General features: G+C 54.8%; 25 protein-coding genes and 1 pseudogene. 7 read left to right on the top strand and 19 right to left on the bottom strand.

Going from position 1 to position 25,827, the window contains the following annotated elements:
• Positions 1-236 precede the first annotated feature (236 nt).
• Positions 237-515, bottom strand: coding sequence for a hypothetical protein (locus tag J7380_RS12540; protein WP_209196136.1), 279 nt, complete (start codon positions 513-515; stop codon positions 237-239).
• Between the two features lie 40 nt (positions 516-555).
• Between J7380_RS12540 and J7380_RS20380 the strand changes: the two are divergent.
• Positions 556-678: pseudogene (locus J7380_RS20380) on the top strand (integrase); the annotation flags it as partial.
• Positions 679-946: 268 nt separating this feature from the next.
• On the opposite strand, the gene J7380_RS12545 reads toward J7380_RS20380, so the two are convergent.
• The 7 genes from J7380_RS12545 to J7380_RS12575 all read right to left on the bottom strand — a co-directional run bounded on the left by J7380_RS12545 (position 947) and on the right by J7380_RS12575 (position 8,483).
• Complete coding sequence (locus tag J7380_RS12545; RefSeq protein WP_209196137.1) at positions 947-2,458, bottom strand: mannitol dehydrogenase family protein; 1,512 nt, start codon at positions 2,456-2,458, stop codon at positions 947-949.
• Positions 2,458-3,231: an L-iditol 2-dehydrogenase gene (locus tag J7380_RS12550; protein WP_209196138.1), complete on the bottom strand. Its 774-nt coding sequence runs from the start codon at positions 3,229-3,231 to the stop codon at positions 2,458-2,460. Before J7380_RS12550 ends, J7380_RS12545 begins: the two co-directional genes overlap by 1 nt.
• Positions 3,228-4,232 carry an ABC transporter ATP-binding protein gene (locus J7380_RS12555; protein WP_209196139.1) on the bottom strand — a complete coding sequence of 335 codons (1,005 nt, stop codon included), beginning with the start codon at positions 4,230-4,232 and terminating at the stop codon, positions 3,228-3,230. Before J7380_RS12555 ends, J7380_RS12550 begins: the two co-directional genes overlap by 4 nt.
• A gap of 12 nt (positions 4,233-4,244) precedes the next feature.
• Positions 4,245-5,075 (bottom strand): carbohydrate ABC transporter permease, encoded by an 831-nt coding sequence (locus tag J7380_RS12560; RefSeq protein ID WP_170448185.1) that lies wholly within the window; start codon positions 5,073-5,075, stop codon positions 4,245-4,247.
• A gap of 12 nt (positions 5,076-5,087) precedes the next feature.
• The gene (locus J7380_RS12565) at positions 5,088-5,954 is read right to left on the bottom strand and encodes a sugar ABC transporter permease (RefSeq protein ID WP_209196140.1); all 867 of its coding nucleotides are present in this window, start codon (positions 5,952-5,954) and stop codon (positions 5,088-5,090) included.
• 106 nt (positions 5,955-6,060) lie between these two features.
• Entirely contained in the window at positions 6,061-7,362 is a 1,302-nt protein-coding gene (locus J7380_RS12570; protein ID WP_209196141.1) for a sugar ABC transporter substrate-binding protein, read from the bottom strand.
• Positions 7,363-7,457: 95 nt separating this feature from the next.
• The gene (locus J7380_RS12575) at positions 7,458-8,483 is read right to left on the bottom strand and encodes a LacI family DNA-binding transcriptional regulator (RefSeq protein WP_209196142.1); all 1,026 of its coding nucleotides are present in this window, start codon (positions 8,481-8,483) and stop codon (positions 7,458-7,460) included.
• 121 nt (positions 8,484-8,604) lie between these two features.
• Here J7380_RS12575 and xylB point away from each other — a divergent pair, with 121 nt between their 5' ends.
• On the top strand, positions 8,605-10,041 hold the full coding sequence (gene xylB, locus J7380_RS12580) for a xylulokinase (protein ID WP_209196143.1): 1,437 nt from the start codon (positions 8,605-8,607) through the stop codon (positions 10,039-10,041).
• A 250-nt stretch (positions 10,042-10,291) separates the two neighbouring features.
• Here the strand turns inward: xylB and J7380_RS12585 are convergent, their stop codons facing one another.
• Positions 10,292-10,897 carry an XRE family transcriptional regulator gene (locus tag J7380_RS12585; protein ID WP_209196144.1) on the bottom strand — a complete coding sequence of 202 codons (606 nt, stop codon included), beginning with the start codon at positions 10,895-10,897 and terminating at the stop codon, positions 10,292-10,294.
• A 114-nt stretch (positions 10,898-11,011) separates the two neighbouring features.
• Here J7380_RS12585 and J7380_RS12590 point away from each other — a divergent pair, with 114 nt between their 5' ends.
• From J7380_RS12590 to J7380_RS12610, 5 genes are read left to right on the top strand one after another with little or no spacing between them, the layout of a single operon-like run.
• Positions 11,012-12,202 (top strand): LLM class flavin-dependent oxidoreductase, encoded by a 1,191-nt coding sequence (locus J7380_RS12590; RefSeq protein ID WP_209196145.1) that lies wholly within the window; start codon positions 11,012-11,014, stop codon positions 12,200-12,202.
• The gene (locus J7380_RS12595) at positions 12,195-12,872 is read left to right on the top strand and encodes a glutathione S-transferase (protein ID WP_209196146.1); all 678 of its coding nucleotides are present in this window, start codon (positions 12,195-12,197) and stop codon (positions 12,870-12,872) included. The genes J7380_RS12590 and J7380_RS12595 overlap by 8 nt, the downstream gene beginning before the upstream one ends.
• Positions 12,869-13,354, top strand: coding sequence for a flavin reductase family protein (locus J7380_RS12600; RefSeq protein WP_209196147.1), 486 nt, complete (start codon positions 12,869-12,871; stop codon positions 13,352-13,354). Before J7380_RS12595 ends, J7380_RS12600 begins: the two co-directional genes overlap by 4 nt.
• Positions 13,351-14,247: an alpha/beta hydrolase gene (locus tag J7380_RS12605; RefSeq protein WP_209196148.1), complete on the top strand. Its 897-nt coding sequence runs from the start codon at positions 13,351-13,353 to the stop codon at positions 14,245-14,247. Before J7380_RS12600 ends, J7380_RS12605 begins: the two co-directional genes overlap by 4 nt.
• Positions 14,244-14,618 (top strand): nuclear transport factor 2 family protein, encoded by a 375-nt coding sequence (locus J7380_RS12610; RefSeq protein ID WP_209196149.1) that lies wholly within the window; start codon positions 14,244-14,246, stop codon positions 14,616-14,618. Before J7380_RS12605 ends, J7380_RS12610 begins: the two co-directional genes overlap by 4 nt.
• A gap of 350 nt (positions 14,619-14,968) precedes the next feature.
• On the opposite strand, the gene J7380_RS12615 is transcribed toward J7380_RS12610, so the two are convergent.
• The 10 genes from J7380_RS12615 to J7380_RS12660 form a co-directional block, all read right to left on the bottom strand.
• Positions 14,969-16,123, bottom strand: coding sequence for a Gfo/Idh/MocA family oxidoreductase (locus J7380_RS12615; protein ID WP_209196150.1), 1,155 nt, complete (start codon positions 16,121-16,123; stop codon positions 14,969-14,971).
• The gene (locus J7380_RS12620; RefSeq protein ID WP_209196151.1) at positions 16,123-17,178 is read right to left on the bottom strand and encodes a sugar phosphate isomerase/epimerase; all 1,056 of its coding nucleotides are present in this window, start codon (positions 17,176-17,178) and stop codon (positions 16,123-16,125) included. The genes J7380_RS12615 and J7380_RS12620 overlap by 1 nt, the downstream gene beginning before the upstream one ends.
• 27 nt (positions 17,179-17,205) lie before the next feature.
• Positions 17,206-18,264: a LacI family DNA-binding transcriptional regulator gene (locus J7380_RS12625; RefSeq protein WP_170356299.1), complete on the bottom strand. Its 1,059-nt coding sequence runs from the start codon at positions 18,262-18,264 to the stop codon at positions 17,206-17,208.
• Between the two features lie 7 nt (positions 18,265-18,271).
• Positions 18,272-19,894: a dihydroxyacetone kinase subunit DhaK gene (locus tag J7380_RS12630; RefSeq protein ID WP_209196152.1), complete on the bottom strand. Its 1,623-nt coding sequence runs from the start codon at positions 19,892-19,894 to the stop codon at positions 18,272-18,274.
• 11 nt (positions 19,895-19,905) lie between these two features.
• Complete coding sequence (locus tag J7380_RS12635; RefSeq protein ID WP_209196153.1) at positions 19,906-20,898, bottom strand: ABC transporter ATP-binding protein; 993 nt, start codon at positions 20,896-20,898, stop codon at positions 19,906-19,908.
• Entirely contained in the window at positions 20,891-21,988 is a 1,098-nt protein-coding gene (locus tag J7380_RS12640; protein ID WP_209196154.1) for an ABC transporter ATP-binding protein, read from the bottom strand. Before J7380_RS12640 ends, J7380_RS12635 begins: the two co-directional genes overlap by 8 nt.
• A 2-nt stretch (positions 21,989-21,990) precedes the next feature.
• On the bottom strand, positions 21,991-22,179 hold the full coding sequence (locus tag J7380_RS12645) for a hypothetical protein (RefSeq protein ID WP_058274732.1): 189 nt from the start codon (positions 22,177-22,179) through the stop codon (positions 21,991-21,993).
• Positions 22,176-23,114: a carbohydrate ABC transporter permease gene (locus tag J7380_RS12650; protein WP_209196155.1), complete on the bottom strand. Its 939-nt coding sequence runs from the start codon at positions 23,112-23,114 to the stop codon at positions 22,176-22,178. Before J7380_RS12650 ends, J7380_RS12645 begins: the two co-directional genes overlap by 4 nt.
• On the bottom strand, positions 23,111-24,058 hold the full coding sequence (locus J7380_RS12655; RefSeq protein ID WP_209196156.1) for a sugar ABC transporter permease: 948 nt from the start codon (positions 24,056-24,058) through the stop codon (positions 23,111-23,113). The genes J7380_RS12650 and J7380_RS12655 overlap by 4 nt, the downstream gene beginning before the upstream one ends.
• Positions 24,059-24,137: 79 nt before the next feature.
• Entirely contained in the window at positions 24,138-25,457 is a 1,320-nt protein-coding gene (locus J7380_RS12660) for an ABC transporter substrate-binding protein (protein ID WP_170724798.1), read from the bottom strand.
• Between the last annotated feature and the right edge of the window lie 370 nt (positions 25,458-25,827).

Raw genomic sequence — 25,827 nt, forward strand, 5'->3', positions numbered from 1 at the left:
GCCTATTGGCACTCGAAAAGATCCATTCTTGCTTGGATCGATACTGCTCGTCTAATTGAATTGTATGGAAGGACGGGAAGATTGAATGATGGGATTGCTGCTGGATTTTTGAAGCAAGCTGCGTAGCGTCCGCTGACACTTGTAGACATACAGGCCATTCCTCTGTCGACCCTGAGTTGATGCTACGCATGCTGCCTTTGGCAAAATAGGAACCGCGCGTCTGCCGTTGAGCGATATCAATTCAAATCCGGTGCTCGCCAGTATTTTGTTCCCGTAGCATTCGTCGCGACACGCCAGCCTTTCTTGGTGAGTACAAAGATAGATCGACCATCAATGAACCGGACGGTCTCACCAGCCTTCTCTTCTCCGAACATAACGCCACTTTCGGCGGTTGCGTCGTAGCCGTCATTGAAAAACTTCGGGAAATCGCCGGGTGTTTCAAACAGAATTACGATCTGTGTCTCAAACCCGCCAATGCCCAACGCGGCCCCAACGCCACCCGTTGCCATGTTCATTTAGGTCTCGGAGGCGTTCTCTTGGGATATTGCGGCACCACGGCCAGGCGACCTACGCGCCGTTCAGCTCTTGCGGGGCCGCACCAAGGTGGACAGTACAGTCAGATACCTTGGCGTCGAACTTGAGAATGCCCTAGCCACCGCCGAAGCCATTGAAATCTAGCGCAGATGGGTCGCCTTAACGTGCGGCCCGAACTGAACATTCCAAATAGACTTTGCGGGTCCGGCTTGCGAACCAGTGTTGCCGTTGGCTCAATGGTTGCTGATGACTGGCCTCGACCCGAAGCAGACAAACCTAAACTCAAGGCTGGGCTCGAAGCTGAAAATCACTGTAGCCGCATCGTTTGTTAGATATTGTCTCAAAAATTAACGCTGTTTTACTTGGCTAGAACCAGCGTGCGCCCCAGCTGCTTGATTGGAGTTGCGGGAAGCTAGTTCGAAGAAGAGCTATGAGAAATATATTCAGCTAGGACCGCTCTGCTCCCATTTTTCCAAATCCCGTCTAACCACTGGCCAAAGGCAATGTTAAACTGTGAGCCGTCGCCGAATTCACCGCAATAAAGGTCCTGCTCAAGCCAACGACCGGGATCAGTTTTGGCTGCCAGTGCCGTTTTTCTCAGAATTTCCCAAACAGGATCATTGGCGGCGATTTCTGAGCCATCCTCGCGAATCCCTGCGCACATCCTGCACCAAAAAGCTTCAGCTAGAGCCAGTCCGTTTATGGAAGCGCCTGAAGCAATTGCATCGCGTATCGACGGCAGTACAAAACCAGGGTGTCGCGCCGATCCGTCGAATGCGACCCGGCGCGTGGTGTCGTGAATTGCAGTGTTGTCAAATCGACGTTCAACCAGCTCAAGGTACTCTTGCGGGGTCGTTTCAGGAACAGCGTCGACATGGGGTAGAATTTCTTCGGTTTGGACCTTTTTGAAAAACGCCAATATGTCAGGGTCTTGCATGCAGGCTGAAATCGTCGGGACATTTAGGATCTCGCCAACATTGGCGAGCAGTTGGTGTCCTCCGTTCAATATGCGCAGCTTCAATGCCTCGTATCCGTGAACATCCTTGGTCAGTGTGACCCCAACCTGTTCAAAAGGTGGACGCCCTGCACAAAAGTCATCTTCGATGACCCATTGGCGAAAGTTCTCATGTGAAACTGGGGCATGGTCGTCAACACCGAGCGCGTGGCATTGAGAAATCACTTGATCTGTAGTCGCCGGCACGATGCAGTCTACCATCGAATTGGGAAATGCGCCGTTCCGGTCGATCCAATCGGCGAGATCAGGGTCCGACAGGCGCGCTAACCCTACGATACAGTTTCGAAGGATAGTGCCATTGCCCTGCAGGTTATCACAGCTCAGCGCGGTGAAGGGGGTCAAGCCATTTGCACGACGTATCCCGAGCGCTGCGACAATGGCGCCGAAAGCGGTTCGGGGGTAATTTGGGTTTGCCGCATCATGGAGAATATCATCGTGATCCGTAGCGAATGCGCCGGTATTGGCATCCAGAAAATAGCCGCCCTCAGTCACAGTTAAGGATACAATTCGAATAGACGGATCAGCCATCCCGCGGATCAGTGCAGCGTTTCCTGCCTCAATCGGCAGATAGTCGATCATCGGGCCTATGACTTCCGCCGATACGCCGTTGGGGTCTAGTTCAATCAGAGTGGTCAGGTAGCCCTGCGCTAACAGCCTCTGGCGCATTTCGGCGTCATAACTGCGTACTCCTGCTCCGATGATGGCCCAATCGCGGGCCTTGCCCTGCTGCATGAGCTGATGAATGTACCAAGCCTGATGGGCACGGTGGAAATTACCAAGGCCGATATGAACGATGCCGGGCTTCAAGTCCGAATGCTGATAGCTAGGAGTTCCAACGGTCGATGGCAGGTCTGCAAGCTTGTCTCGCCGCAGTTGGATCGGAGGGGTTGCGTGTGTCACAGGGTTCATCAGCTCATCCAATTTCCGCCATCGACATTGTAGGTTTGCGCAACGATGTATTTTGCCTCGTCCGAGGCGAGAAACACCGCCATCCCGGTCAGGTCTTCGGCCCGGCCCATGCGGCCGTAGGGAACTTCTGCGGCCACTTCTAATTTCTTCTGTCCGGGGGGTTTTCCTTCGTGTTTCGCGAAGAATGCATCTACCCCGTCCCAGTGTTCTCCATCCACCACACCCGGAGATATGGCGTTCACATTTATCCCATGTGCGATCAGGTTCAGCCCTGCAGATTGAGTCAGGGAAATGATCGCCGCCTTGCTGGCGCAATAGACAGCGACCAGAGGCTCACCGCGACGTCCTGCTTGTGACGCCATGTTGATGATACGGCCCTTGGTACCATGCGCGATCATGTGGCGCGCGACGGCCTGCATGGTGAACAAGGCGCCGGCGACGTTGATGTCGAAGACACGTTGGTAGTCGGCGCGCTCAATCTCAACAACTGGGGCGGCAGTGAAGATCGCTGCATTGTTGACCAATATATCGATCGGGCCAAATTGAGCTGCGGTGCAGGCAATGGCGTCGTCGATACTCGGCTGGTTTGTCACGTCCATTTCCACGGCCAAAGCCGCGGCACCGATTTCAGTCGCGGCTTGCTGCGCACGCCGGATGTCGATATCGCCTATGGCGACACGGGCTCCTTCCGCAACATAGGCTTTCGCAAAGGCCAGCCCTATGCCGCGCGCGGCCCCAGTAATCAGGGCGGTTTTGCCAGCCAGACGTGTCATTCGATCCGCAAGCCCTTCGCATCAAACCGGTGTATCACATCGGCGCGTGGTGTCAGGTGAATGCGGTCGCCGTGACGGAAACCGACCTCGCCATCAGCGCGGACAGTGATTGTGTCGGCCAGCCCCGTCTCGTGGACATGGAAAAATGTATCCGAGCCCAGATGTTCGGAAACGCTCACCACCCCGGACCATTCCCCTTCGGTTTCTGAGACTGTGATATGTTCTGGCCGTATTCCGATGGTCTGTGCGCCGTGCTTTGCGGCCTCGTCGCCCTCGATAAAGTTCATTCTTGGGGAGCCAATGAAACCCGCAACAAACAGGTTGCGCGGTGTCCGATACAGCTCTAGCGGGCTGCCTACCTGTTCGATTACTCCGGCTTGAAGGACGACGATCTTGTCGGCCATGGTCATGGCTTCGACTTGATCGTGTGTCACGTAAATCATGGTGGTGGCGAGGCGTTCGTGCAGTTCGCTGATCTCCAGCCGCATGCCTACCCGCAATGCAGCGTCGAGGTTGGACAGAGGTTCGTCGAACAGAAATGCCGCCGGTTCGCGCACAATCGCGCGCCCGATGGCAACCCGCTGGCGTTGGCCGCCAGACAGCTGGCCTGGACGGCGGTCCAGATAGTCGGTCAGGTTCAGGACGCTTGCCGCGCCTTCGACGCGCTTGTCGATCTCGGCCTGATCCAGCTTCGCCATACGAAGGGGAAAGGCGATGTTCTTGCGCACGGTCATATGGGGATACAGAGCATAGGACTGGAACACCATCGCCAGCCCTCGTTTCGCGGGCGGGACATCGGTGGCGTCCGCGCCGTCAATGTCGATAGAGCCCGAGGTGATATCCTCCAACCCAGCGATCAGACGCAAAAGGGTGGATTTACCGCAGCCTGAGGGGCCGACGAAGACGGTGAACTCGCCATCTTCGATGGTCAGGTCCAGCGGTGGAATGACCTGCACATCGCCAAAGCTTTTGGTCACGGACTTGAGTTGGATGCGTCCCATATGTCGTGTTCCTTATTTCACAGCGCCGAAGGTCAGGCCGCGGACAAGTTGTTTTTGGCTGAACCAGCCAAGGATCAGGATTGGTGCGATTGCCATTGTCGAAGCTGCGCTAAGCTTGGCAAAGAACAGGCCTTCGGGGCTGGAATAGCTGGCGATGAAGGCCGTCAGCGGGGCCGCGTCGACGGCGGTCAGGTTGAGGGTCCAGAACGCCTCGTTCCAGGCCAGGATGAAGTTCAACAGCACGGTCGAGGCGATGCCGGGGATGGCCATAGGCGTCAGGACATAGAGGATTTCCTCTTTCAACGTCGCCCCGTCCATCCGCGCGGCCTCCAGAATTTCGCCGGGGATTTCACGGAAGTAGGTGTAGAGCATCCAGACAATGATCGGCAGATTGATCAGCATCAGGACAACGACCAGTCCTCCGCGCGTATCCAGCAGACCTAACCGAATGAACAGCAGGTAGATCGGGTAGAGAACGCCAACAGCAGGTAACATCTTGGTGGACAGCATCCACAGCAGAATGTCCTTGGTGCGCTTGGACGGCACAAAGGCCATGGCCCATGCGGCGGGCACCGCGATGATGACACCCAGAACAGTCGACCCGCCAGCGATAATGACCGAATTCCACAGGAACCGCATATAGTCCGAGCGCTCCTGCACGATGGCGTAGTTTTCCAACGTCCAGTTGAAGTTCAGGAACAAGGGCGGGCTGGCGATTGCCTGCGCTTCGGTTTTGAAGCTGGTCAGAATGGTCCAGAGGATCGGGAAAAAGATCAGCAAACCAACGGCCCAGGCGAGGGCGGTGTTCAGCGATTTGCGGCGGGTTGTGACAGCGCGGGCCATAGTCTTACCTCCTCACGCGTCCAGGTTCTTGCCGACGATGCGCATCAGGAAGATCGCAACGATGTTGGCTAAGATGATTGCGTAGACACCTCCGGCTGATCCGAGACCAACATTCTGGCTCTCCAACACACGCTGGAAGATCAGGTAGGTGAGTGTACGGGTGCCGAATGCGCCGCCGGTGGTCACGAAGATCTCGGCGAAGATCGACAACAGGAAGATCGTCTGGATCAGGATTACGATGGTGATCGCGCGGCTCAGGTGCGGCAAAATGATGTGGTAGAAGCGCTTCAGAACCGGCGCGCCATCCATCTCGGCGGCTTCCAGCTGTTCGCTGTCCAGCGATTGGATAGCGGTCAGCAAGATCAGCGTCGCAAAGGGCAGCCATTGCCACGAGACGATCATGATGATCGAGGTCATCGACGCCTCGGATAGCCACGAAATCGGCTCGGCCCCAAAAAAGCGCCACAGATGGGCCAACAGACCGTTTACCGGATCCATGAACATGTTCTTCCAAACCAGAGCGGACACAGTGGGCATGACGAAGAAGGGCGCAATCACGAGGATACGGACAACCCCTTGGCCCCACATCGGCTGGTCCAGTAGCATCGCCAAAAGGATGCCCAGAACAACAGTGATGACAAGGACCCCTCCGACAATCACAAGCGTTGCTTGAACTGCCGGCCAGAATGAGCTGGATGAAACAAATCGAACATAGTTGTCTAAACCGACCCAGCCCAGATCACCGCCCCGCAGAGGCAGGTATTTCTTGAATGAAAAATACAGCGTCATCGTCAGCGGCACGAGCATCCAGCCAAGTAGCAGGACCACTGCAGGTGCCATCATCAGGCGAGCAACGGATCGGGAATGTTGAGTAGCCATAACGCAAACCCTCTCTGTTCAGGCGTAACTCAGCCTGCGAGAAAAACGCGAATTGTGGAAGGGTAAGGCGGGGGGCAGATTACTGCCCGCCCGCGGGGAGAAGACCTCAGTACCCTGCGGCTTCCATTTCTTCTGCGGTAAACGCCTGCGCCTTGGCCAGTGCTTCTTCAACCGTTTGCTGTCCGGCATAGACCGCCGAGAACTCCTGGCTGACCTGGGTCGCGATGCCTGCAAATTCCGGGATCGCAGCGAATTGGATACCAACATATGGAACCGGCTTGACCGTGGGGTTGTTCGGATCAGCGGACAGGATCGAGTCCAGCGTCATCTTGGCAAAGGGAACCTTCTGGTATTCCGGGTTCTCATACAAAGAGGTGCGCGCACCCGGCGGAACATTTGCCCAACCTTCGTTTTCGGCTACCAACTCGATGTAGTCTTTTGACGTTGCCCATTCGATGAACTGTTTGGCTGCGTCTTCTTGCTGTGTGCCTGCCGGAATAGCCAATGCCCAAGCCCAAAGCCAGTTGGAGCGCTTGCCCAATCCGGTGTCAGGTGCCAGTGCAAAACCAACGCTATCCGCTACGGTCGAGTCTGTGGGGTTGGTCACAAACGACGCCGCAACGGTTGCGTCGATCCACATGCCGCATTTGCCCTGCTGGAACAGGGACAGGTTCTCGTTGAACCCGTTTGTGGCATAGCCTGCGGGACCAGATTCCGACATCATTTCAACGTAGAAATTCAGCGTGTCGGCCCATTCTGGCTGGTCGAACTGGGGCTTCCAGTCTTCGTCAAACCAGCGTGCGCCAAATGAATTGGACATGGCTGTGATGAACGCGCCACCTTCGCCCCAACCGGCTTTGCCGCGCAGGCAGATGCCGTTGATGTCAGCGTCACGGTCGGTCATGGCCGCCGCGGCTTGTTTGATGAATTGCCAGCTTGGCGCTTCGGGCATTTCCATGCCTGCTTTTTCCATCAGGTCGGTGCGATACATGATCATCGAGCTTTCGCCATAGAACGGCGCCGCGTAGAGCGTGCCATCATGGCTCAGACCGCCTGACATTGCGGGCAGGATATCACCAACGTCATAGTTCTCGGACAGACCATCCAGCGGAACCAGCCAGCCGTTCGCACCCCAGATCGGGGTTTCGTACATGCCGATTGTCATGATGTCGAACTGACCACCCTTGGTGGTGATGTCGGTGGTGACGCGCTGGCGCAAGACGTTCTCTTCCAGCGTTACCCACTCGACGTCAATTCCAGTCGCTTCGGTAAATTTGTCTGTATAGCCCTGCATCCGGATCATATCGCCGTTGTTTACAGTCGCGATAGTGATGGATTGCGCATGGGCCGCTGCCGTTGCGACGAAAGTCATTGCAGTCGCCGCACGAAGTGCGTGCTTCAGATACATCCCTGTCCTCCCTGAGCTTGGATGTCGTGCAGAGAGGTTAGATCGCAATTTGTCGCGCAGTCAATAAAAACTTTACGCGCGTTAATTTTGTACTGTTATGCGGATTCTCTTAGAACCAACCGAGCTGGGAAAAGAGTCTCCGTCCGGTTTTCGAATTTCCCTCCATTTTCAATGAGTTCGAAAAGTGTTTCGACGCTTCGCGCCGCCACATTGTCATAATCGTGCGCTGCGGTGGTCAGTGACGGGCAGGTGAATTTTGCAAAGGGATGATCGTCATTTGACGCTACACGCAAAGCGCAATCGTCTTTCCGCCCGACGCGAATCCCCTGCTCAAAACACGCCGCCAGAAAGCCGATGGCCAATCGGTCATTGCTGCACAGAACTGAATCCGTGCGCAACTTGTGTTCATCCAGCACCTTGAGCGCGCCGAGCCGCCCAATCTCTTCAAAGGCCCAACCTGTGCCTTCGATTTTGATCACATGCGGCTCAAAACCCAGACGTTCCATCACCTCGATATAAGCTTTTCGCCGTTTGTTTGCATTGGGATTTGCAGGTGTCCGCATTTCGAAGAACGAAGGCGGCTCGCCAGTACGGGTCATGTATTCCACGGTCTGAGACACAAAGCTGAAATTATCGGACCCGATAAATGCGGCGCCCAAACCGTCGAGGTTACTGTCAAACAGAACCGTCGGGACGCTGGCGCAGAATTTCTCAATCGCGGATTTGTCTGAGATACGTCCCAATGGTGCCAACAAAACGCCTGCGGGCTTTAAAGACTGCAAGCCGTCCAGGATTTCGTTTTCCAGCTTTTGTTCACCGTGAGAGCTGAACAGAAACGGGCGATACCCCGCTGCGATACAGCTTTGCTCAAGATACCGCGCAATTTCGGCAAAGAACGGATCGGCCAGATAGGGCACGACGATGCCAATATTCTTAGTCAGTTTACGGTTCTGGTTCACAGCATAGATGTTCGGGCGATAGTCAAACCGCTCCAGCGCCTCTTCGATACGAGCCCTCGTCGAAGGGCGAACACTGTCTGGATCGTGGAAGTATTTGGAAACAGTGGGACGCGAGATCCCGCTAAGGGCTGCGAATTCTTCCATATTCTTTATCTTGGTCATGCCAGTCTGCCTGCGGATCTCAGCCGCCTTGATCTTATCCTATTTTTACATATTCTTTGCGCGCGCTAAAAAGATCAATAGCAAGACAAGTTCCGGACTTTTGTGCAGGCAAGGGGTTTAAATGTATCTTGGGATAGATATTGGAACGTCGGCGGTCAAACTTGTCTGCGCGGATTCCAGTCGAATTCTTGCAACGTCTTCGGTGAGTATAAAGACCTCCTCTCCTAAACCCGGTTGGTCAGAGCAGCACCCGGATCTTTGGTGGCAGGCGACACGCGACGCCTTAGCCCAGCTTTCCAAGCAAACCAAATTGTCACAGGTGAAGGCGATCGGGTTGTCAGGTCAGATGCACGGGGCCGTATTGCTGAACCGTGATCTGCGCCCAATCCGCCCGGCAATCCTGTGGAATGACAGCCGGGCAGCGCGAGAATGCGATAAACTGCGCACGACCTTGCCGGAGATTGGTCAAATCGCTGGCGTCCTACCTTTACCGGGCTTCACCGCGCCCAAGATTACATGGCTGAAGCAACATGAACCGAGGCACTATGCCCAACTTGCCCATATCCTGCTACCTAAGGACTACATCGGTTTAAAGCTGCATGGCGAATTGGGAACTGATACGTCCGATGCCGCCGGTACAATGTGGCTCGATCAAGCGCCGCGTGGCTGGCATGCAGGTATCGCCGAAGCCACGGATGTAGACTGGGATTGGCTGCCGCAGGTGTTCGATGGGCATAGTGTCGTTGGGACTGTGACAGCGCAAGCCGCGACTGAGACCGGCTTTAAACCTGGAACTCCAGTTGTTGCCGGAGGCGGAGACGCAGCAACAGGGGCTGTGTCTTTGGGTGCCACCGAACCGGGTCGCGGGTTTATCTCCCTTGGGACTTCTGGCCAGTTGTTTGTGGCAGATCGAAGCTACAAGCCAAACCCCGAACGCTATGTGCATGCTTTTGCGCACACACTGCCCGACCGCTGGTATCAGATGGCAGCAATGTTGAATGGTGCACGGCCGATTTCATGGATAGGCAGCCAATTGGAACTGTCCGCGGCCGAGGTTGTCGCGCTTGCTGAAACGGCCAGCAGGGATCGAGTTCCAGTCTTTCTACCTTATCTGACGGGTGAGCGCAGTCCGCATGGCGACCCGCATATCCGAGCCTGTTTCTTTGGACTGGAGGATTCCACAACACGCGCAGACATCTGCCGTTCCGTGGTAGAGGCGATTGCTTTCTGCTTTGCCGATGCGGCGCAGAGTTTCGGTGGCACAATCGAAGATTTGCCGGAACTCGCAGCGATAGGAGGAGGCAGCAAATCAGATCTGTTGTTGAGACTGATCGCGACGGTGACCGGAAAGCCAATTGTGCGGTCAGCTGGGGCAGATTCCGGTCCGGCTTATGGTGCGGCAAGGCTGGCAGCTTTGGGTGTAGGCGCTTTGGAAAGAACTGATCTTGCAGTTCAACCTCCATCAACCGACCGGTTCGAGCCCGCAGATCTGGCGCCGTTGTTCGAAAGATTGACGCGGTTTCGGCAGCTTTACAAGGCCGTCCGTCTGACCGAATAGTTGTCAGCACTTTCAATAAAATCTACGCCGCTTTTTTCCCGCAGCGGGATCGTTGCTGTCTTAACAAACAAGAAAATCTTAAATACGCAGCTCGCTGATGCTCGAATTGACAGAGCGGACGGCAGCAATGTCCGAACTTAAATCCTTGGTCACCGTTGAATGCAAGCAGGTGGGACGAACGGCGGCCAAAACGTTTGCGACCGCTACATACGCATAGCTTTTCTTGGATAGCCTTTGACAAGACCAAACGTCACCAGGTGATGCGTATAGGTGACATCGCCCAGACCATTGTCGCTTCTTTTTCTGTCTTGTTGCGAAAGCGGTGCGCGATCATGGACGGGTAGGAGAAGCTATCTCCTTCACGCAAAGAAATGATCTCGTCCCCGAGACGCAGTTCAACTTCACCGCTTAGGACGATGGCGTGTTGCTCACCTTCAAAGGAATACCCCTCCAGCGGCTCGGGCGGTTGTCCTGCGCCGGGACGGAATCGCGAAAGTATCAGGTAACACTGGCCGGACAACGTGCTGGAAAGTAATTCGTCCGCAAAGCCCAACTCATCTGTTGACCGCGTATACATCGCAGACAGCGCCCTGCGGTTTTCGCGTCGCACGACGTGCTTGCGTTCCAGCGGACCTTCTCCCGCCTGTGTGGGAAAGAACCAACCCGGGTCAACCGCAAGCGCATCGCTAATTTCTGCAAGCAGGTCCTCTGACACCTTGGCCGCGCCAAGTTCAATCCTGCTGAGATAGGCTTTGGAACATGACACCGCTTCGGACAGGTGCTGCAGGGTCAGTCCACGCGCTTTACGCACTTCGCGAATTTCACTGCCGAGCCGTTGGGCGTCAGTCTGGGACACGTCATTTTTCATGTCTTCAGGATAAATGATTTCAGTTGACTTATCGATAAAAAATCAACTTAGTTGAAATATGAGGGAAAAATCAACCACGCTTGGACTGCATGGGAGGAAGCTATGCGCTTTGATTTGATTGCCAATTTTAGCCCCGGCGAGACGATTCCATGGGCGCGCACGCTGGAAATGATCCTCGAACAGTGTTCCTTAGCCGAGCAGGCTGGTTTCACAACCGCATGGTTCACCGAGCATCACTTTGCCCATAACGGCTATATGAATGCGCCGCCCAACCCGATCCAGATGGGTACGCATGTGGCCGCGCACTGCAAGAAACTGCGGGTTGGGACGGCCCCCATCATCTTGCCCGATTGGCACCCCCTGCGTGTCGCCGAAGATGCTGCAATGTTGGATAATATGACCCAAGGCCGGTTTGATTTTGGTGTTGCCAAGGGCATCAACGAACGCTCGACCCTTCAATTCAATAAGGACGCGGACCGGCGCGACAATGCCAAGGTCATGCGGCTGTATCAGGAGAGCCTTGAGATTATCCTGAAAGCCTGGACCAACGAAGCGTTCACCCATCATGGTGAGTTCTATCAATTCCCTGTTCCCGGCTGGAAAGAGACCAACCGGTTCTTTGATCCTCTGGACCCGCGCTACCACGACGAAGACGGCGAATATAACGCGATGTATGTGCATCCACGCCCCTATTCCAACCCTCATCCGCCGGTCTGGCTGATGTCGAACGCTCCGCCCACGTTCAAGCTGGCGGGCGAGCGCGGCTGGGGCGTGATCTCGATGGCGGCGGGGCCCAAGGCGACGCTGGCCTGTTGGGAGCCGTATCGTCAGGCCCTGTCGCAACGCGAAGGGCGCGAGGTGAAGCTGGGCGAAGGCGTTGGTGTCTGCACGGCGTTTTATGTCGGTGAAAGCATGGAGGAAGCGGTGAACACCATCCGCGGCCCGATCAATGCCTATTACGAATTCCTTGGCGGGTCGCGTCCCAAGGGGGAATGGACCAAGCACGGCTATCTGGACGTGGGCGAAGAGATGACACCCGAGGATGAGGATATGGACTGGTTCGACTTCCTCAACAAACGCGGGATCATCGTGGTGGGCGATGCCGAATACGTCGCGGACAGATTTGCCGAGCGGCAGGAAACCATCGGCCTCGATCACCTGATGCTGATGCAGCAGTATACCGGGGTGCCCTACGAGAAAATTCTGGCCAGTTGGCATCGTCTGTTCGAACATGTGGTTCCCAAGTTTGGCACGCAATCCATTGCTCAGAAAAGGATGCTTGAACATGCTTGAAATATGGGGACGTCCCTATTCATCGAATGTGATTCCGGTGATCTGGACAGCGAATGAGCTGGGGTTGGACTACACGCTGCAACTGGCCGGGGGCAGCTTTGGCAAGCTCGACACCGAGCAGTATGCGCAGATCAATCCCAACAGGATGATCCCGGCGATCCGGGATGGGGATTTTGCACTTTGGGAAAGCCTCGCCATCGTACGGTACCTCTGTGACCGCTACGGTGCGGGAACGCTGAGCCCGTCGGACGTTCAAACCCGTGCGACTGCGGATCAGTGGATGGAGTGGTCTGCCAGTCGTGCCTTTGGGCCGGTGATTTACCTGTTCTTCGCAACGGTACGTACGCAACCCGACCAGCGCGACCCGGAAAAGATCGCCAAGCTGCGTGACGAGGCGCATGAAGCCCTGACACTTCTGGATCAACACCTTGCGGATCGTGCCTATGTCTGCGGGGACAGCTTTACGATGGCCGATATTCCCTTGGGCTGTGTGGCATATCGTTACTTCAACGTCGAGGTCGACCGCCCGCCGCTGCCACATGTCGAGGCTTGGTACCAGCGACTTGCCGGCCGTCCCGCATATCAGGATCACGTCATGCGCCATTTCGGGACCAACCCCGACGAATGGGCCGAGTTGGAAAAAGCCTGTGCCAGCGAAGGGGTCCTATGATGGACGTCCGAGACTATCGCCGCGCCCTTGGCGCCTTTCCGACGGGGGTGACCATCGTCGCCACCTATGACACAGACGGCGCGCCATGGGGCCTGACCGCCAATTCCTTTACCTCGGTTTCGTTGCAGCCGCCGGTTGTCTCGGTTTGCGTCGCAAAGTCAGGCCGGGTGTTCCCGACGCTGTCGCAATCGGATCATTTCGCGGTCAACATCCTGTCGGCCGTGCAAAAAGACCTTGCGATGCACTTCGCCAGTGATGTCGAAAACCGATTTACCGACACCGAATGGACCGCCGGAACCGCGACCCCGCTTATCCCCGGAGCCTCGGCTCAATTGGAGTGCGTGGTTCACAGCAGGGTCGATGCCGACGATCATGAGATCCTGTTGGGCCGTGTCATCCACTACACCCATGTGCCCGTCCCCCCACTTGTCTATTGCCGTGGTGCATTTTTCTCAGCACCCCAACCCGAGGCTCTGCCATGAAAGATCATCTGACCTATCACACCCGCTTCAGCCCTGATGAATTCGACGCGCAATACAATCTGCGGGCAGGGCGGCCTGACTATGAAGAGACTGTCATTCCAGCCTGGAGCCGCGACAGCGAGGCCGCGCGCGCCACATCCGATTGCAGCCTCGATATCCGCTATGGCGAAGGTGAGAAACAAAAGCTGGATGTCTTCCGCTGCCCGGATGCGACCGCACCGACATTGGTGTACGTGCACGGCGGCTATTGGCAGCGCGGCGACAAGTCGATCTATAGCTTCATCGCTCCGCCCTTTGTCGCGGCAGGGTTCAATGTTGTGATCATCGGCTATGACCTTTGCCCATCTGTGACCATCACCCGAATTTCCGAAGAAATCCGGGAAGCGATGGCATTTATCTGGCGCAACGCGCGTGACTTGGGGATCAATCCAGACCGTATCACCGTGATGGGCCACTCGGCTGGCGGCCATATTACGCAGATGATGATGGCGACCGACTGGCCCGCGCTTGGCGACGATCTTCCTGCAGACCTGATCAAATCCGGCATCCCTGTGTCACCGCTCAGCTATCTTGAACCGGTGCGTCTGACCGAGGCACTGAACGCCGGTATCCGCATGACCCCCGAAGAGGCCGAAGCGGAAAGCCCGATGACCAACCATCCGCCAATCACGAATGCACCGCAGCTGGTCGTTGTCGGCGGTGCGGAAACTGACGAATTCCACCGGCAAGCCCGGATGTATGTCGAAAAATATGAAACGCCCGCGCGCCAGATGGGCCTCTATGTCGTTCCGGAAGTCGATCACTTTGACGAACTGAACGTGCTGGTCGACCCAGCAAGCCCCTTCTTCAAACTCACTTGCGATATGCTTCAAGGAAAAGGACCGCAAACATGACCGCTTTGACCCGAGACCTCGTCGACGCTGTCGGCGACGCGTTTAACGCCAACGACATCGATGCAGTGATGAAGCACTTCGCAGACGACGCCACATTTGACCACGCCGTCGGCCCGGACGTGCATGGCGTACGTCTGGAAGGCGCCGAAACCATCCGGGGTGCATTTTCTGCGCTGTTCGAAAAAGTCGAAAACGTGCACTGGGAAACGTTGGACTGCGCGATTTCAGGCAACAAAGCCTACTGTGAATACCGGCGTACCGCGACGCATAAGGATGGCTCGAAAGAAGAGTTCCTCAGCGTCGACATCCTGACCTATCGCGATGGGCTAATTGTGCACAAAGACACCTATTACAAGCAACGGACAAGCTGATCAGTTCACTTCGCTGCGATCAAATTTCTAAAGACTTGCTGAAGAAACCAGCTATCGATTTGGGCGCTGTATATTGTTCGTGAGGCCAACTTACTGCGACGGTTCTGTCGTCGAAAGACCCTGGTCCGTGGCTACATGCAACGCATACAAAATCAGGGCTGTGTCAATAGTCATCCAATTTTGACCCCCTTAGTGATGAACAGGTCCGGCGCAGCGCAACCTCCATTTAACGCAGTTGCGGCGGGCCTGGGGTTTGGGATTAACGTTTTTCGCGGTTTTTGAAGTACCAGCTTTCGTTTTCGGTTTCGAAGATCTTGCAGTGGTGTGTAATCTGAACGTTGCAACGGGATTTATTCCAACTTGACCCAAGCCGCATTCCTTGAAGAGCTTTGCACACAAGCAGCTACAAACTTAACACCATTGAGCCCGTCGTGAACCGTTGGATAAACAATCGAAGCGTCAGGTGAAATCCCGTTTCGAAAAGCTAGGATCGCCTCAGCAGCTTCTCCATAGATATTAGCGAAACCTTCCAGATATCCTTCGGGATGGCCCGGAGGAACTCTGCTCAACCGATTGGCAGCGTCACCAGCACCAGCTCCATTTCGGGTGATCAGCCGCTTGGGTTCATTGTATGGCGTGAACCAAAGGTAATTGGGATCTTCCTGAGACCACTCCAATCCTCCTTTTTCGCCATAGACGCGCAAACGAAGTGCGTTTTCATTGCCGGGTGCCACCTGAGAAGACCACAGCATACCGCGCGCTCCGCCTTCGAAGCGAAGCAAGACATGCGCGTTGTCATCGACTTTGCGCCCCGGCACAAAGGCCTGCAAGTCCGCCGCCAAGCTTTCCGCTGTCAGCCCGGTCACAAAGCAGGCAAGGTTGTAAGCATGGGTTCCGATGTCACCGGTTGATCCGCCCGCGCCCGAGCGTTCGGGATCGGTTCGCCATTCCGCCTGTTTGAAGTCCTGCTGTTCGGTCAGCCAGTCCTGCGGGTATTCAACCTGAACCACGCGGATCTTGCCAATATCGCCGTTGGCGACCATTTCACGCGCCTGCCGAACCATCGGATAGCCCGTATAATTATGGGTCAAAATGAATAGGGCGTTCGCGCTTTCTGCCGCTTTGACCAGCTTTTTTGCATCCGTAAGGGTCGAGGTGAGTGGCTTGTCACAAATGACATGAATACCGCGTTTCAGGAACTCACGTGCGGCTGCATAATGGACGTGATTTGGCGTAACGATTGACACCGCCTCGATCCCAGATTTCAGCCGGGCTTCCCTTATCGCCATTTGCTTGAAGTCTTCATAAACTCGTTCGAGGCCCAATGCCTCACCGCTTTCAAGAGATTTCTGTGGTGTCGAAGACAAAGCTCCAGCAACCAGCTCGAACTTGTCGTCCAGTCGCGCGGCTATGCGATGAACGCCGCCGATGAAGGCGTCGTTTCCGCCGCCAACCATGCCAAGCCGAATGCGTCCTGACGTTTCTTCACTGCGTCCTGCGACCATCACTTAATCCCCAGCATTGCACGATTTGCGGCTTCGTCGGCACCACCATCCGCGAAGTCATCAAAAGCTTTCTCGGTCACACGGATAATGTGATCTGACACAAACCGAGCGCCTTCGCGCGCACCATCCTCGGGGTGTTTGAGACAGCATTCCCATTCGACCACAGCCCAGCCATCAAAGTCATTCGCGGCCATCTTTGAGAAGACTGCACCGAAATCCACTTGGCCATCACCAAGCGACCGAAACCGCCCGGCCCGATCTACCCAGCTTTGATACCCGGAATAAACGCCCTGACGACCGGTTGGATTAAACTCTGCATCCTTAACATGGAACATGCGTATTCGGTCCTTGTAGATGTCGATATTGTCCAGATAGTCGAGGCACTGAAGAACGTAATGCGACGGGTCGTATAACATGCACGCGCGAGGGTGATTGCCTGTCCTCTCAAGAAACATTTCGTAGGTCACGCCGTCGTGGAGATCCTCTCCGGGGTGAATTTCGTAGCAGACATCAACGCCGCATTCTTCGGCGTGATCAAGGATCGGAACCCAACGACGAGCGAGTTCATCAAACGCCGTTTCAATCAAGCCTGCAGGTCGCTGCGGCCAGGGATAGACATAGGGCCATGCCAACGCGCCTGAGAAGGTAGCATGTGCCGAAATGCCCAGGTTTTTTGATGCTGACAGTGCCTTTATAACCTGATCTACGGCCCATTCTTGGCGCGCTTTCGGGTTCCCCCGAACGGTTTCAGCTGCAAAGCCATCAAACGCACTGTCATAGGCTGGGTGAACGGCGACTAGCTGGCCCTGAAGGTGCGTTGAAAGTTCGGTGACTTCGACGCCATTTTCTTGGGCTTTGCCTTTGAAGTCATCGCAATAACCGATGCTGGACGCAGCCTGTTCAAGGTCGAATAGCCGACCGTCCCAACTGGGCACTTGAACGCCTTTGTATCCACAATCCGCCGCCCATTTGGTGATCGCGTCCCACGAATTGAACGGTGCTTCGTCCCCCGCAAATTGCGCAAGAAACAAAGCTGGACCTTTGATCGTCTTCATAATAATTCCTCCCCAAAACCTATGCCTCTATGGCGGTAAATTTTCCTTCAGATAGATGTCGATACGGATGCGTTCCTGCGCTTTGTTGAATGGAACCTTGTCCGAAGTTGCGCGCAACAGACGTACGGCAGAACGTACGATGTGGCCGGTGTCTTGCGAGATTAGAGCGTCAAATGTACCCAGCCTAAGCGCTTCCCGACTAAGCGGTGTGAGCTCATGAGCAATGATCACCAGATCTTCGCTGAGCTTGTTCTCGGAAAGAAATTGAATCAGACCTGCATTGCCCGCAGCTGACGAATAAATTCCGACCAGATCCGGGTAGGTTTCAAAAATTTCGGGCAGCAAAGTGTAGATCAGATCTGGGTCATCCCGGCCCTCGACCGATGCTACGACTTCGAGATGAGGGAAATCCTCTGCCACAACAAGATCAAAACCCTGACGCCTTTCTAGGTGATCGCGTGCCAAACGAGAGCCTGTCAGGACCAGTACTTTACCTTTGCGATCTACAAACCGCCCCATCAACTGGGCAGCTGTGCGTCCTGCAGACACATTATCGATTCCCACAAAGTGGTCTCGCTCAGAGCTCGGCAAGTCAGACACCAAGGCGACGACTGGAACGCCCTTATCTCTGACCCTCTTTACGGCGTCACGGACAGAAGGTGTTTCAGGACCGAAAACGGCAACTCCATCAACGTCCAAGCTTTCGACAGTATCCAGAATGTTGACGATATCCTGCGGCTCAAACGGAGCTACTTTCTTTATCGAAGTACGTGTCCGCTCGATAAATTGGTCACGAGATTGTTCTGCGATCTGACTGCTAATCGCCTCTACAAACTCGTTATCCGTGTCCGGTAACACAAAGAGGAAGTTGTAAACTCGGTTTCGCGCAAGGTTGGCCGCAGCCGTGTCGCGCACATAGCCCAGCTCATCAATTGCCTTTTGTACTTTCTGTACGGTTACGGCCCGCACGCCGGGGCGTCTGTTCAAGACCCGGTCAACAGTCGCCAGACTGACACCCGCAACACGCGCGATGTCATTGACAGTTGGCTTTTTAACCAATTCTAGTTTTTGTTTTTGGTCTTCCACGTGTTCTTCAGCCCTCAATCTCCCGCGCTAAGCCTTCAAACAACAAAGCAACAGCCTCAGCGCCGGGATCGTTATGTCCAACTAGGTTTTCTTCGGGAACATAGGCTGCCCGGCCCGCCTTCGCACGGCGAATTTTGGCCGTGTTGTCTGCACCTTCGCGAGCAGCCTTTGCCGCGTGAGTAAGGCCCGATGGGAGTGCGGCAAGCGCAGGTGCCAAGGCGTCAATCATGGTCCTGTCACCGACCTTGGCGCCGCCGACTTGGCTAACGCGGTTCAGACCTTCGACCAAAGACTTCGGTACCGAAGCGCCGCTCGCACAGGCATCTCCAGCGGCGTTAAAGAAGATTGCGAGTATTACGCCGGAAGAACCACCCATCGTCTGGCTCAATTCATTGCCCAACGCTGGAAACAGTTGTGTCAAGTCAGCAAGCGGCATGCGGTCAAGGCTACCTTGCAACGCCCGTGCTGCAGTCGCCAAAGTGCTGCCCGTGTCGCCATCCCCGGATTTGGCGTCCAGCTCGTTCAGGTTCTTCTCAGCGTTGATGAGAAGTTCAGACAAACGAGAGATCGTTTCCTTCGTCGCGGAATTGTTCGAAGGAATTGGATCGATCGGAGTCAAACCATCAGGCAAAGGCGCTACTTTTATTGGAGTGATGGAATTGACGCCGGGCCAAGCCACCAGATCGACCTGAGCTTCTAGTTTTGACAATTCGTGTTGATCTACGGGCAGAATAGAAACAGAAAATCCGTGCATATCCAACGATGTCATCATTGGTGCTGGGCCAATTATATGGCTGGCAATACCAGTCTCAGACAGGGCATGTGTGAGGACAGCCATTTCTAATGGTGTTGTAGAGCCAAGGTTATTGACCAACGCCACACAATCCCCGGAACCTACCCGCTGCTTCAGCTTCCCCACCACTGTGGACATGGCCGATACAGCATTCGAGAATTCCACCTGCTGCACACCGGGCTCGCCATGGATGCCCAAGCCGAGTTCCGCTTTGCCGGGCGCAATTCTGTCTTCTTTCGGAGAACCTGGAACGGTGCAGGTGTCCAGGCTCATACCGATGCTGACGACCTTCGCTATAGTGGTTCTTGCGGCATTGGTAACGGTGTCCAAGTCAGCACCATCTTCAGCTAGTGCGCCAGCGATCTTGTGCACGAACAGCGTTCCTGCCACGCCACGCGGTTGCGGAAGGTCGGGCAGGGCGATGTCATCATCGACAACAACCATCTCTACTTTGCGGCCCAATGCGCGGGCGCGCTCAGCCGCCAGACCAAAGTTCAACCGATCACCTGTGTAATTCTTGACGATAAGCAAGCACCCAGCCTCACCCGTAACGGCGAGAATGCCAGCCAAAACCGCCTCAACTGACGGGGATGCAAATACTTCTCCACATACTGCTGCTGTCAGCATACCTGCGCCAACAAAACCCGCGTGGGCTGGCTCGTGCCCAGACCCTCCGCCGGAAACCAAAGCGACTTTCGACTTGTCCCAATCGGACCTGTAGACGACTTTGATGTGCGGGTAACCGTCCAGCCGGGTAAGTTGTCCTCCGGATGACGCAAGAAGACCATCTATGGCCTCTGTCACCAGAGTTTCTTTCGTGTTGAGGAACTGGGCCATGCTTTTGCTCCTTAAGTCACTCGCGCGCCGGACGCGTCAAAATACAATGGGTTGTGTGGGCGGATTTTTATTACTTTCCCAGAGGGGTAGTCCTGATGGATATCGATCAGGGTCACAACCGGGTGGCCGTTCAAGTCTAGGTGCAGCCGCGTTTGATCTCCCAAGTGTTCGGCACGCACTACACGTGCATCCGTGCCTTCACCTTCGATGATGTTTTCCGGGCGAAGACCAATCTGCGGACCTTTGTGATCGCCTCCGAACAACGCGGACGGCAGGATGTTGATCCGTGGCAGTCCCAAGCGGCTGGCCACATACACACTTCCGGGATTTTCATAGATGTCGCGAGGGGTACCGTACTGAACCAGCCTGCCGTTTTCCAAAACGCCGATATGCGTCGCCATTGTCATGGCTTCGACCTGATCATGGGTCACGTATAGTAAGGTTGATCCCAGGTCTGCCTGAATCCTTTTCAGTTCCACGCGCAAATCCGCTCGAAGTTTGGCGTCCAAAGAGCTGAGGGGTTCGTCCATCAGGAATATCTGGGGGTCCCGCACAAGCGCCCGTCCAATTGAAACGCGCTGCATTTCGCCGCCGGACAGCTCAGTTGCTTTGTTATCCAGCTTGTGCGGAATTTGGAGAATTTCCGCGACCTCGCCAACCTTCCGGGTGATCTCATCCTCGGGTGTTTTCAGGATCGGTGACCGCAGGGGAAAAGACAGGTTCTCTCGTACTGTCATATGGGGGTATAGCGAGTATTGCTGGAAAACCATCGCTACATCACGCTGGGCAGGAGTATCTATTCCAACGTCACGACCGGCAATGTGCACCGTTCCTGAATCCAGTTTCTCAAGCCCGGATATCAATCTTAGCGTCGTTGTTTTCCCTGCGCCCGTCGGCCCCAACAACACCACAAAGGCACCGTTGGGGATCGTCATCGATATACCATCCACCGCTTTCAGACTACCGAATGACTTCGAGATATTTTGCAAAACGACTTCAGCCATTGCTTAGTACCTCGTCGTTCAAAGCGGACCTCAACGCGCGTCCGGTAGACTTTTCAAACAGGGTTACTGCAGGTGAGCGGAATTCCAGTCCTACCGTCTCGCCGGGATTTACCACTTCACGCGCATCAATGCGGGCTTTCAGCTCTCCGTTCGGGCTTTGCAGTGTCACGATCTGGGTGGTTCCCAGATATTCCGCTGCCAGGACTTTGGCCCGGTAGGCGCTGTCGTCTGACAAAAAAACATGCTCGGGACGAACGCCGAAAACCAGGTCACCTTCCGCCCCTTCCATCAGTTTGGGCACGGCTTCGTCGTGACCATTCAGTCGCACCATTTCCGAGCCAGGCCCGACCTTTCCCTGAAACGGCAGGAAGTTCATCGAAGGAGATCCAATGAAATCTGCAACGAACATTGTGGCCGGTTTGTCGTAGATTTCCTGAGGTGTACCGAATTGCTCGATCACAGCGTTGTTCATCACCACGATCTTGTCGCCCATCTGCATGGCTTCCAGCTGGTCATGTGTAACGTACACAGTGGTTGCGCCCATGCGATCATGAAGAGCGCGCAGTTCTTCTGCCATATGCTCGCGAAATTCGGCATCCAAAGCGCCAAGTGGTTCGTCCATCATGAACGCCTTGGGTTCGCGAACAATCGCGCGCCCCAGTGCCACGCGCTGCCTGTCGCCGCCTGACAACCCACCTACCGGGCTATCGAGGATGTCGTTGATCCCCAGAATTCCTGCGACTTCCTCAACTTTGGCCTTTACGGCGGCGCGGGACATACCCTGCGATATCAGTGGATAGCTGATGTTCTTGCGCACGTTCATGTGGGGATACAGCGCGAACATCTGGAACACGAAAGCAATGTCCCGCTCTGATGGCGGTCGCTGGCCGATCTCTTCACCGTCCAAGTAGATTTCACCCGAGGTTGGAAGTTCCAACCCTGCGATCATCCGCAGCGTCGTCGTCTTTCCGCAACCGGATGGCCCAAGAAGCATGAAAAACTCACCGTCCTCAATCGTGAACGAGCTTTCGCGTACAGCGGTGAAGTCGCCGAACATCTTTTTTACGTTTTTGACTACGATCTGGGCCATTTCTACTCCGGGAAATGGCTGACGATGATGAACATGACGGTTCCGATCAACGTGACGATAAAAGAGTAGGTGAAGGCCCAAAGGACAAAGGGCTGCATCAGCATGAAGACACCCAGTGCAATTAGGATGGTTGCGACCATCTCCCATGGGCCGCGGCGAAGCCGCATCAATCCGGTAAGAAACTCGCTCATTTGCGTACGGCTCCGAATGTGATCCCGCGCAGCAAGTGCTTGCGCATCAGGATAGTGAAAATCATGACCGGGATAAGGAAGATCGTGGCACCTGCCGCCACAGCTGGCCAGTCCAGGCCACCGATACCGATAATGGTCGGGATAAAAGGCGGCGCTGTTTGCGCGTTCGCAGAGGTCAGCAGCACGGCAAACGCGTACTCATTCCACGCGAAGATCAGGCAGAAGATCGCAGTTGACGCGATGCCTGTGGCGGCTTGCGGCAGCACCACTTTGTAGAAGGCCTGAAACCTCGTGTAGCCATCTATAAGGGCGGCTTCTTCGTACTCCCGTGGAATTTCGTCGATGAAACCTTTTAGCAACCAGACCGCCAGGGAGATATTCACGCCCGTATAAAGCAGGATCATTCCCAGATGCGTATCGCTCAGCCCAAGGTTTCTGAACATCAGGAAGATCGGGATTGCAACAGCAACCGGCGGCATCATCCTTGTACTCAGGATGAAGAACAAAAGGTCGTCCTTGAGCGGGACCTTGAACCTACTGAACGCATAGGCGGCCAGCGTGCCAAGGAAAATACTCAGGAAGGTCGAGCCGAACCCGATGATAACCGAATTCATAAAACGCTCACCGAACTTTGATGGCCCGACAATCACCATGTCGTATTGGCGCACGATCTCATCGGCCCAGTTCTGCGGCGGGTTGGCTTCCAGAAACTCCTGCGTTTGCCGCGTGCGCGTGGTGAAAAGGTTTACATACCCTTCAAGCGTTGGGTCAAAGACCACTTTGGGCGGATAGCTGATCGCATCGGCCGGGGATTTGAAGCCAGTCAGCAAAATCCAGGCCAGTGGGATCATCGTAATCAACGCATAAGTAACGACCAAGAAGCCTGCGATCCACTTAGACCGGTTCGAAGGTTCAGTGACGGAAAAACCACTCATCTCTGTTTCACCTTGTTCAGGGCTTTGACGTAGATCGACGCAAGGCCGAACACGGTGACGAAAAGGATGATCGCATAGGCCGAGGCATAGCCCGTACGCCATTTCTCAAAGGCTTCGCGTTTCAGGTTGATCGAGGTTAGTTCCGTGATAGACCCCGGCCCACCGCCGGTTAACTGAACCACCAGATCGAACATTTTGAAGTTCTCGATCCCTCGAAACAGTACCGCAAGCATTAGGAACGGCAAGACCATTGGGATGGTGATTGTGAAGAACTGCCGCAGCTTGCTAGCCCTGTCGATCTCCGCCGCCTCGTATATGTAATCTGGGATGCTGCGCAGCCCGGCCAGACAGATCAGCATCACAAAGGGGGTCCACATCCAGGTGTCAACGATCACAATCGCCCAAGGGGCCAACGTAACGGATCCCAGCATTTCAAAGCTCGATGGGTCCTTGCCGGTAAACCAGGACACGATGTAGTTAAACAGGCCAATCTGAGGCTGGTACAGGAACTTCCAGAAATTCCCGACAACAGCCGGAGACAACATCATCGGCAGCACGATGATCGTTGTCCAAAGATCGTTGCCCTTGAATTTTTTGTTGATTAACCACGCCAGCGTGAACCCGATCAGAACTTGAAAAAAGATCGTCCAGAACAGGAAATGCGCGGTCGCCTGCATGTTTAGCCAGGTGTCAGAGTCCGTAAGGATACGCTCATAATTCCTGAGACCGACATCTTTGACTTCACGCCCGATCCGGTTGGCCTTGTAATTGGTAAAGCTCAGTTGGATGGTCCAGATCAACGGAAAGATATTGATCGCCAGCAATAGAAATATCGTTGGGGAGATGAATATCCAGGCGATCGCGCGATCGGATAATCCCCGGATTTTTCGCGCAACTCGCTCGGGCGTTGCCTGCGCAACGCGATCTACGGTCCTGTCAGACATCTCTTTGCCAGTTCTTGTTGGTTTCGGACTCACGGGTGAAGGTGGAGCGGGATTGCGCCCGCTCGTACCTGCGTCCGGGCTATAGCTTGCCTTCGTCTTCGAAGACTTCCGTCCAATCTTCAATCAGAAGATCCAACGCTTCCTGAGCTGTACCTTGGTCAGCAACCACGTAGTCGTGGATGCGTTTCTGCATTGCCAGCAGAAGCTCAGCATAAGCAGGCTCTTGCCAGAAATCCTGCACACCGCCCATTGCTTCCAGGAAGTCACCGGCGAACGGTTGGCTATCAACGAAACCGGGATCCTCCAGCACTGAGTTATGTGCCGAGTAGCCGCCCAGTTCCCACCATTTGGCCTGAACGTCTGGCTGCGCGAACCACTTTATGTACTCGAGCGCGGCGTCCTGTTTGTCAGAGTAACTGACTACAGAAATTCCTTGTCCACCCAGTGTTGAACCCGCTTGATTTTGCGGTGGGTTCACGAAGAAGTCGATCTTGTCACCGCCGGTATTGGGGTCGGCATAGAGACCAGGGAAGAAGGCAAACCAGTTCATCGCCATGGCGACCTGACCGGACTTAAAGGCGTCCAAGCTCTCACCCATGTAAGAGTTGGTGTATCCCGGAGGTGTAGCCGTTTCGTAGAACTCTTTGTAGAATTCCAGTGCTTCAACTGCTTCTGGTGAATTTACGGCACCTTCCATGTCATACGAGCCAGGTGTGTTTTCATACTTGAAGCCCCATGGATACAGTGCCCCGGTCACACCCATTGTGATCCCCTCCGAGCCGCGCTCGGTAAAAATTGCGGCCCCGTAAACCGTCTTGCCATCGATCTCACGACCTTGGAAGAACTGCGCGATCTGCAAGAGCTCTTTCTGAGATTGAGGCTCGCGCAGATCCTGACCGGTCGCCTCTTTGTAGGCCGCTTGGATATCAGGGTTTTCAAACCAGTCCTTGCGGTAGAACCACCCATTCGCATCGCCCATCGCAGGCAGCGCGTAGTAGTTTGGTGTACCCTTGGGCCAGGTCGAATAAGCGTAGACAGTGGCTGGCGCGAAGTCATCCATGCTGATGCCTTCAGCATCGAAGAATTCGTTAAGTTGGACGTAATGACCGTTTTCGGCACCACCGCCGATCCATTGGCTGTCACCAATTAACAGGTCGCAGAGTTTACCCCCAGAGTTCAGCTCATTTAGCATCCGGTCCGCAAAATTTGGCCAAGGAACAAATTCGAAGTTCATCGTGTGGCCAGACTCTGCTTCAAATTCTTTTGACAGCTCGACCAGCGCGTTGGCCGGATCCCATGCAGCCCAACATAGTGTCAGATCTTCAGCATTTGCCTTGGTAGAAAGAGTAGTAGCGGCAAGGACTATTGCGCTGGCCGAAGCCAGTTTTGTGTAAGTCATCCATTCCTCCCTTTTTTGCGCCGTCAATCGAGGATGTGCGAATCGCGGCATATGACCAAGGCTATTTGAGGTACGCACCTCAAGTCCAGAAATTTTTGAGGTTCGTACCTCAATAGACAGGAGAAAATCGCAAAGTTTTACTATAAGTATCTGTTTATTATGTGTATTATGAAATCATTTTTATGCATAAGTGGTTTTGGCGGAGAGATTCTAAATGGCCATATCGACTAAAATTGGCGAAGCTCGTGATCGCAGTCATCATGCAAGCAGCAGGTTTAGCTAAGCCGCGTCTGAAGCGCTCACAGATTATTTGGTCGATACCTTTGCGAATTGTAGATAGCGTCAAACAGCGCAGCCTGCTCTGGGTATT

The sequence above is a fragment of the Ruegeria sp. R8_1 genome, assembly GCF_017743815.1.
Classification (GTDB): Bacteria; Pseudomonadota; Alphaproteobacteria; order Rhodobacterales; family Rhodobacteraceae; genus Ruegeria; species Ruegeria lacuscaerulensis_A.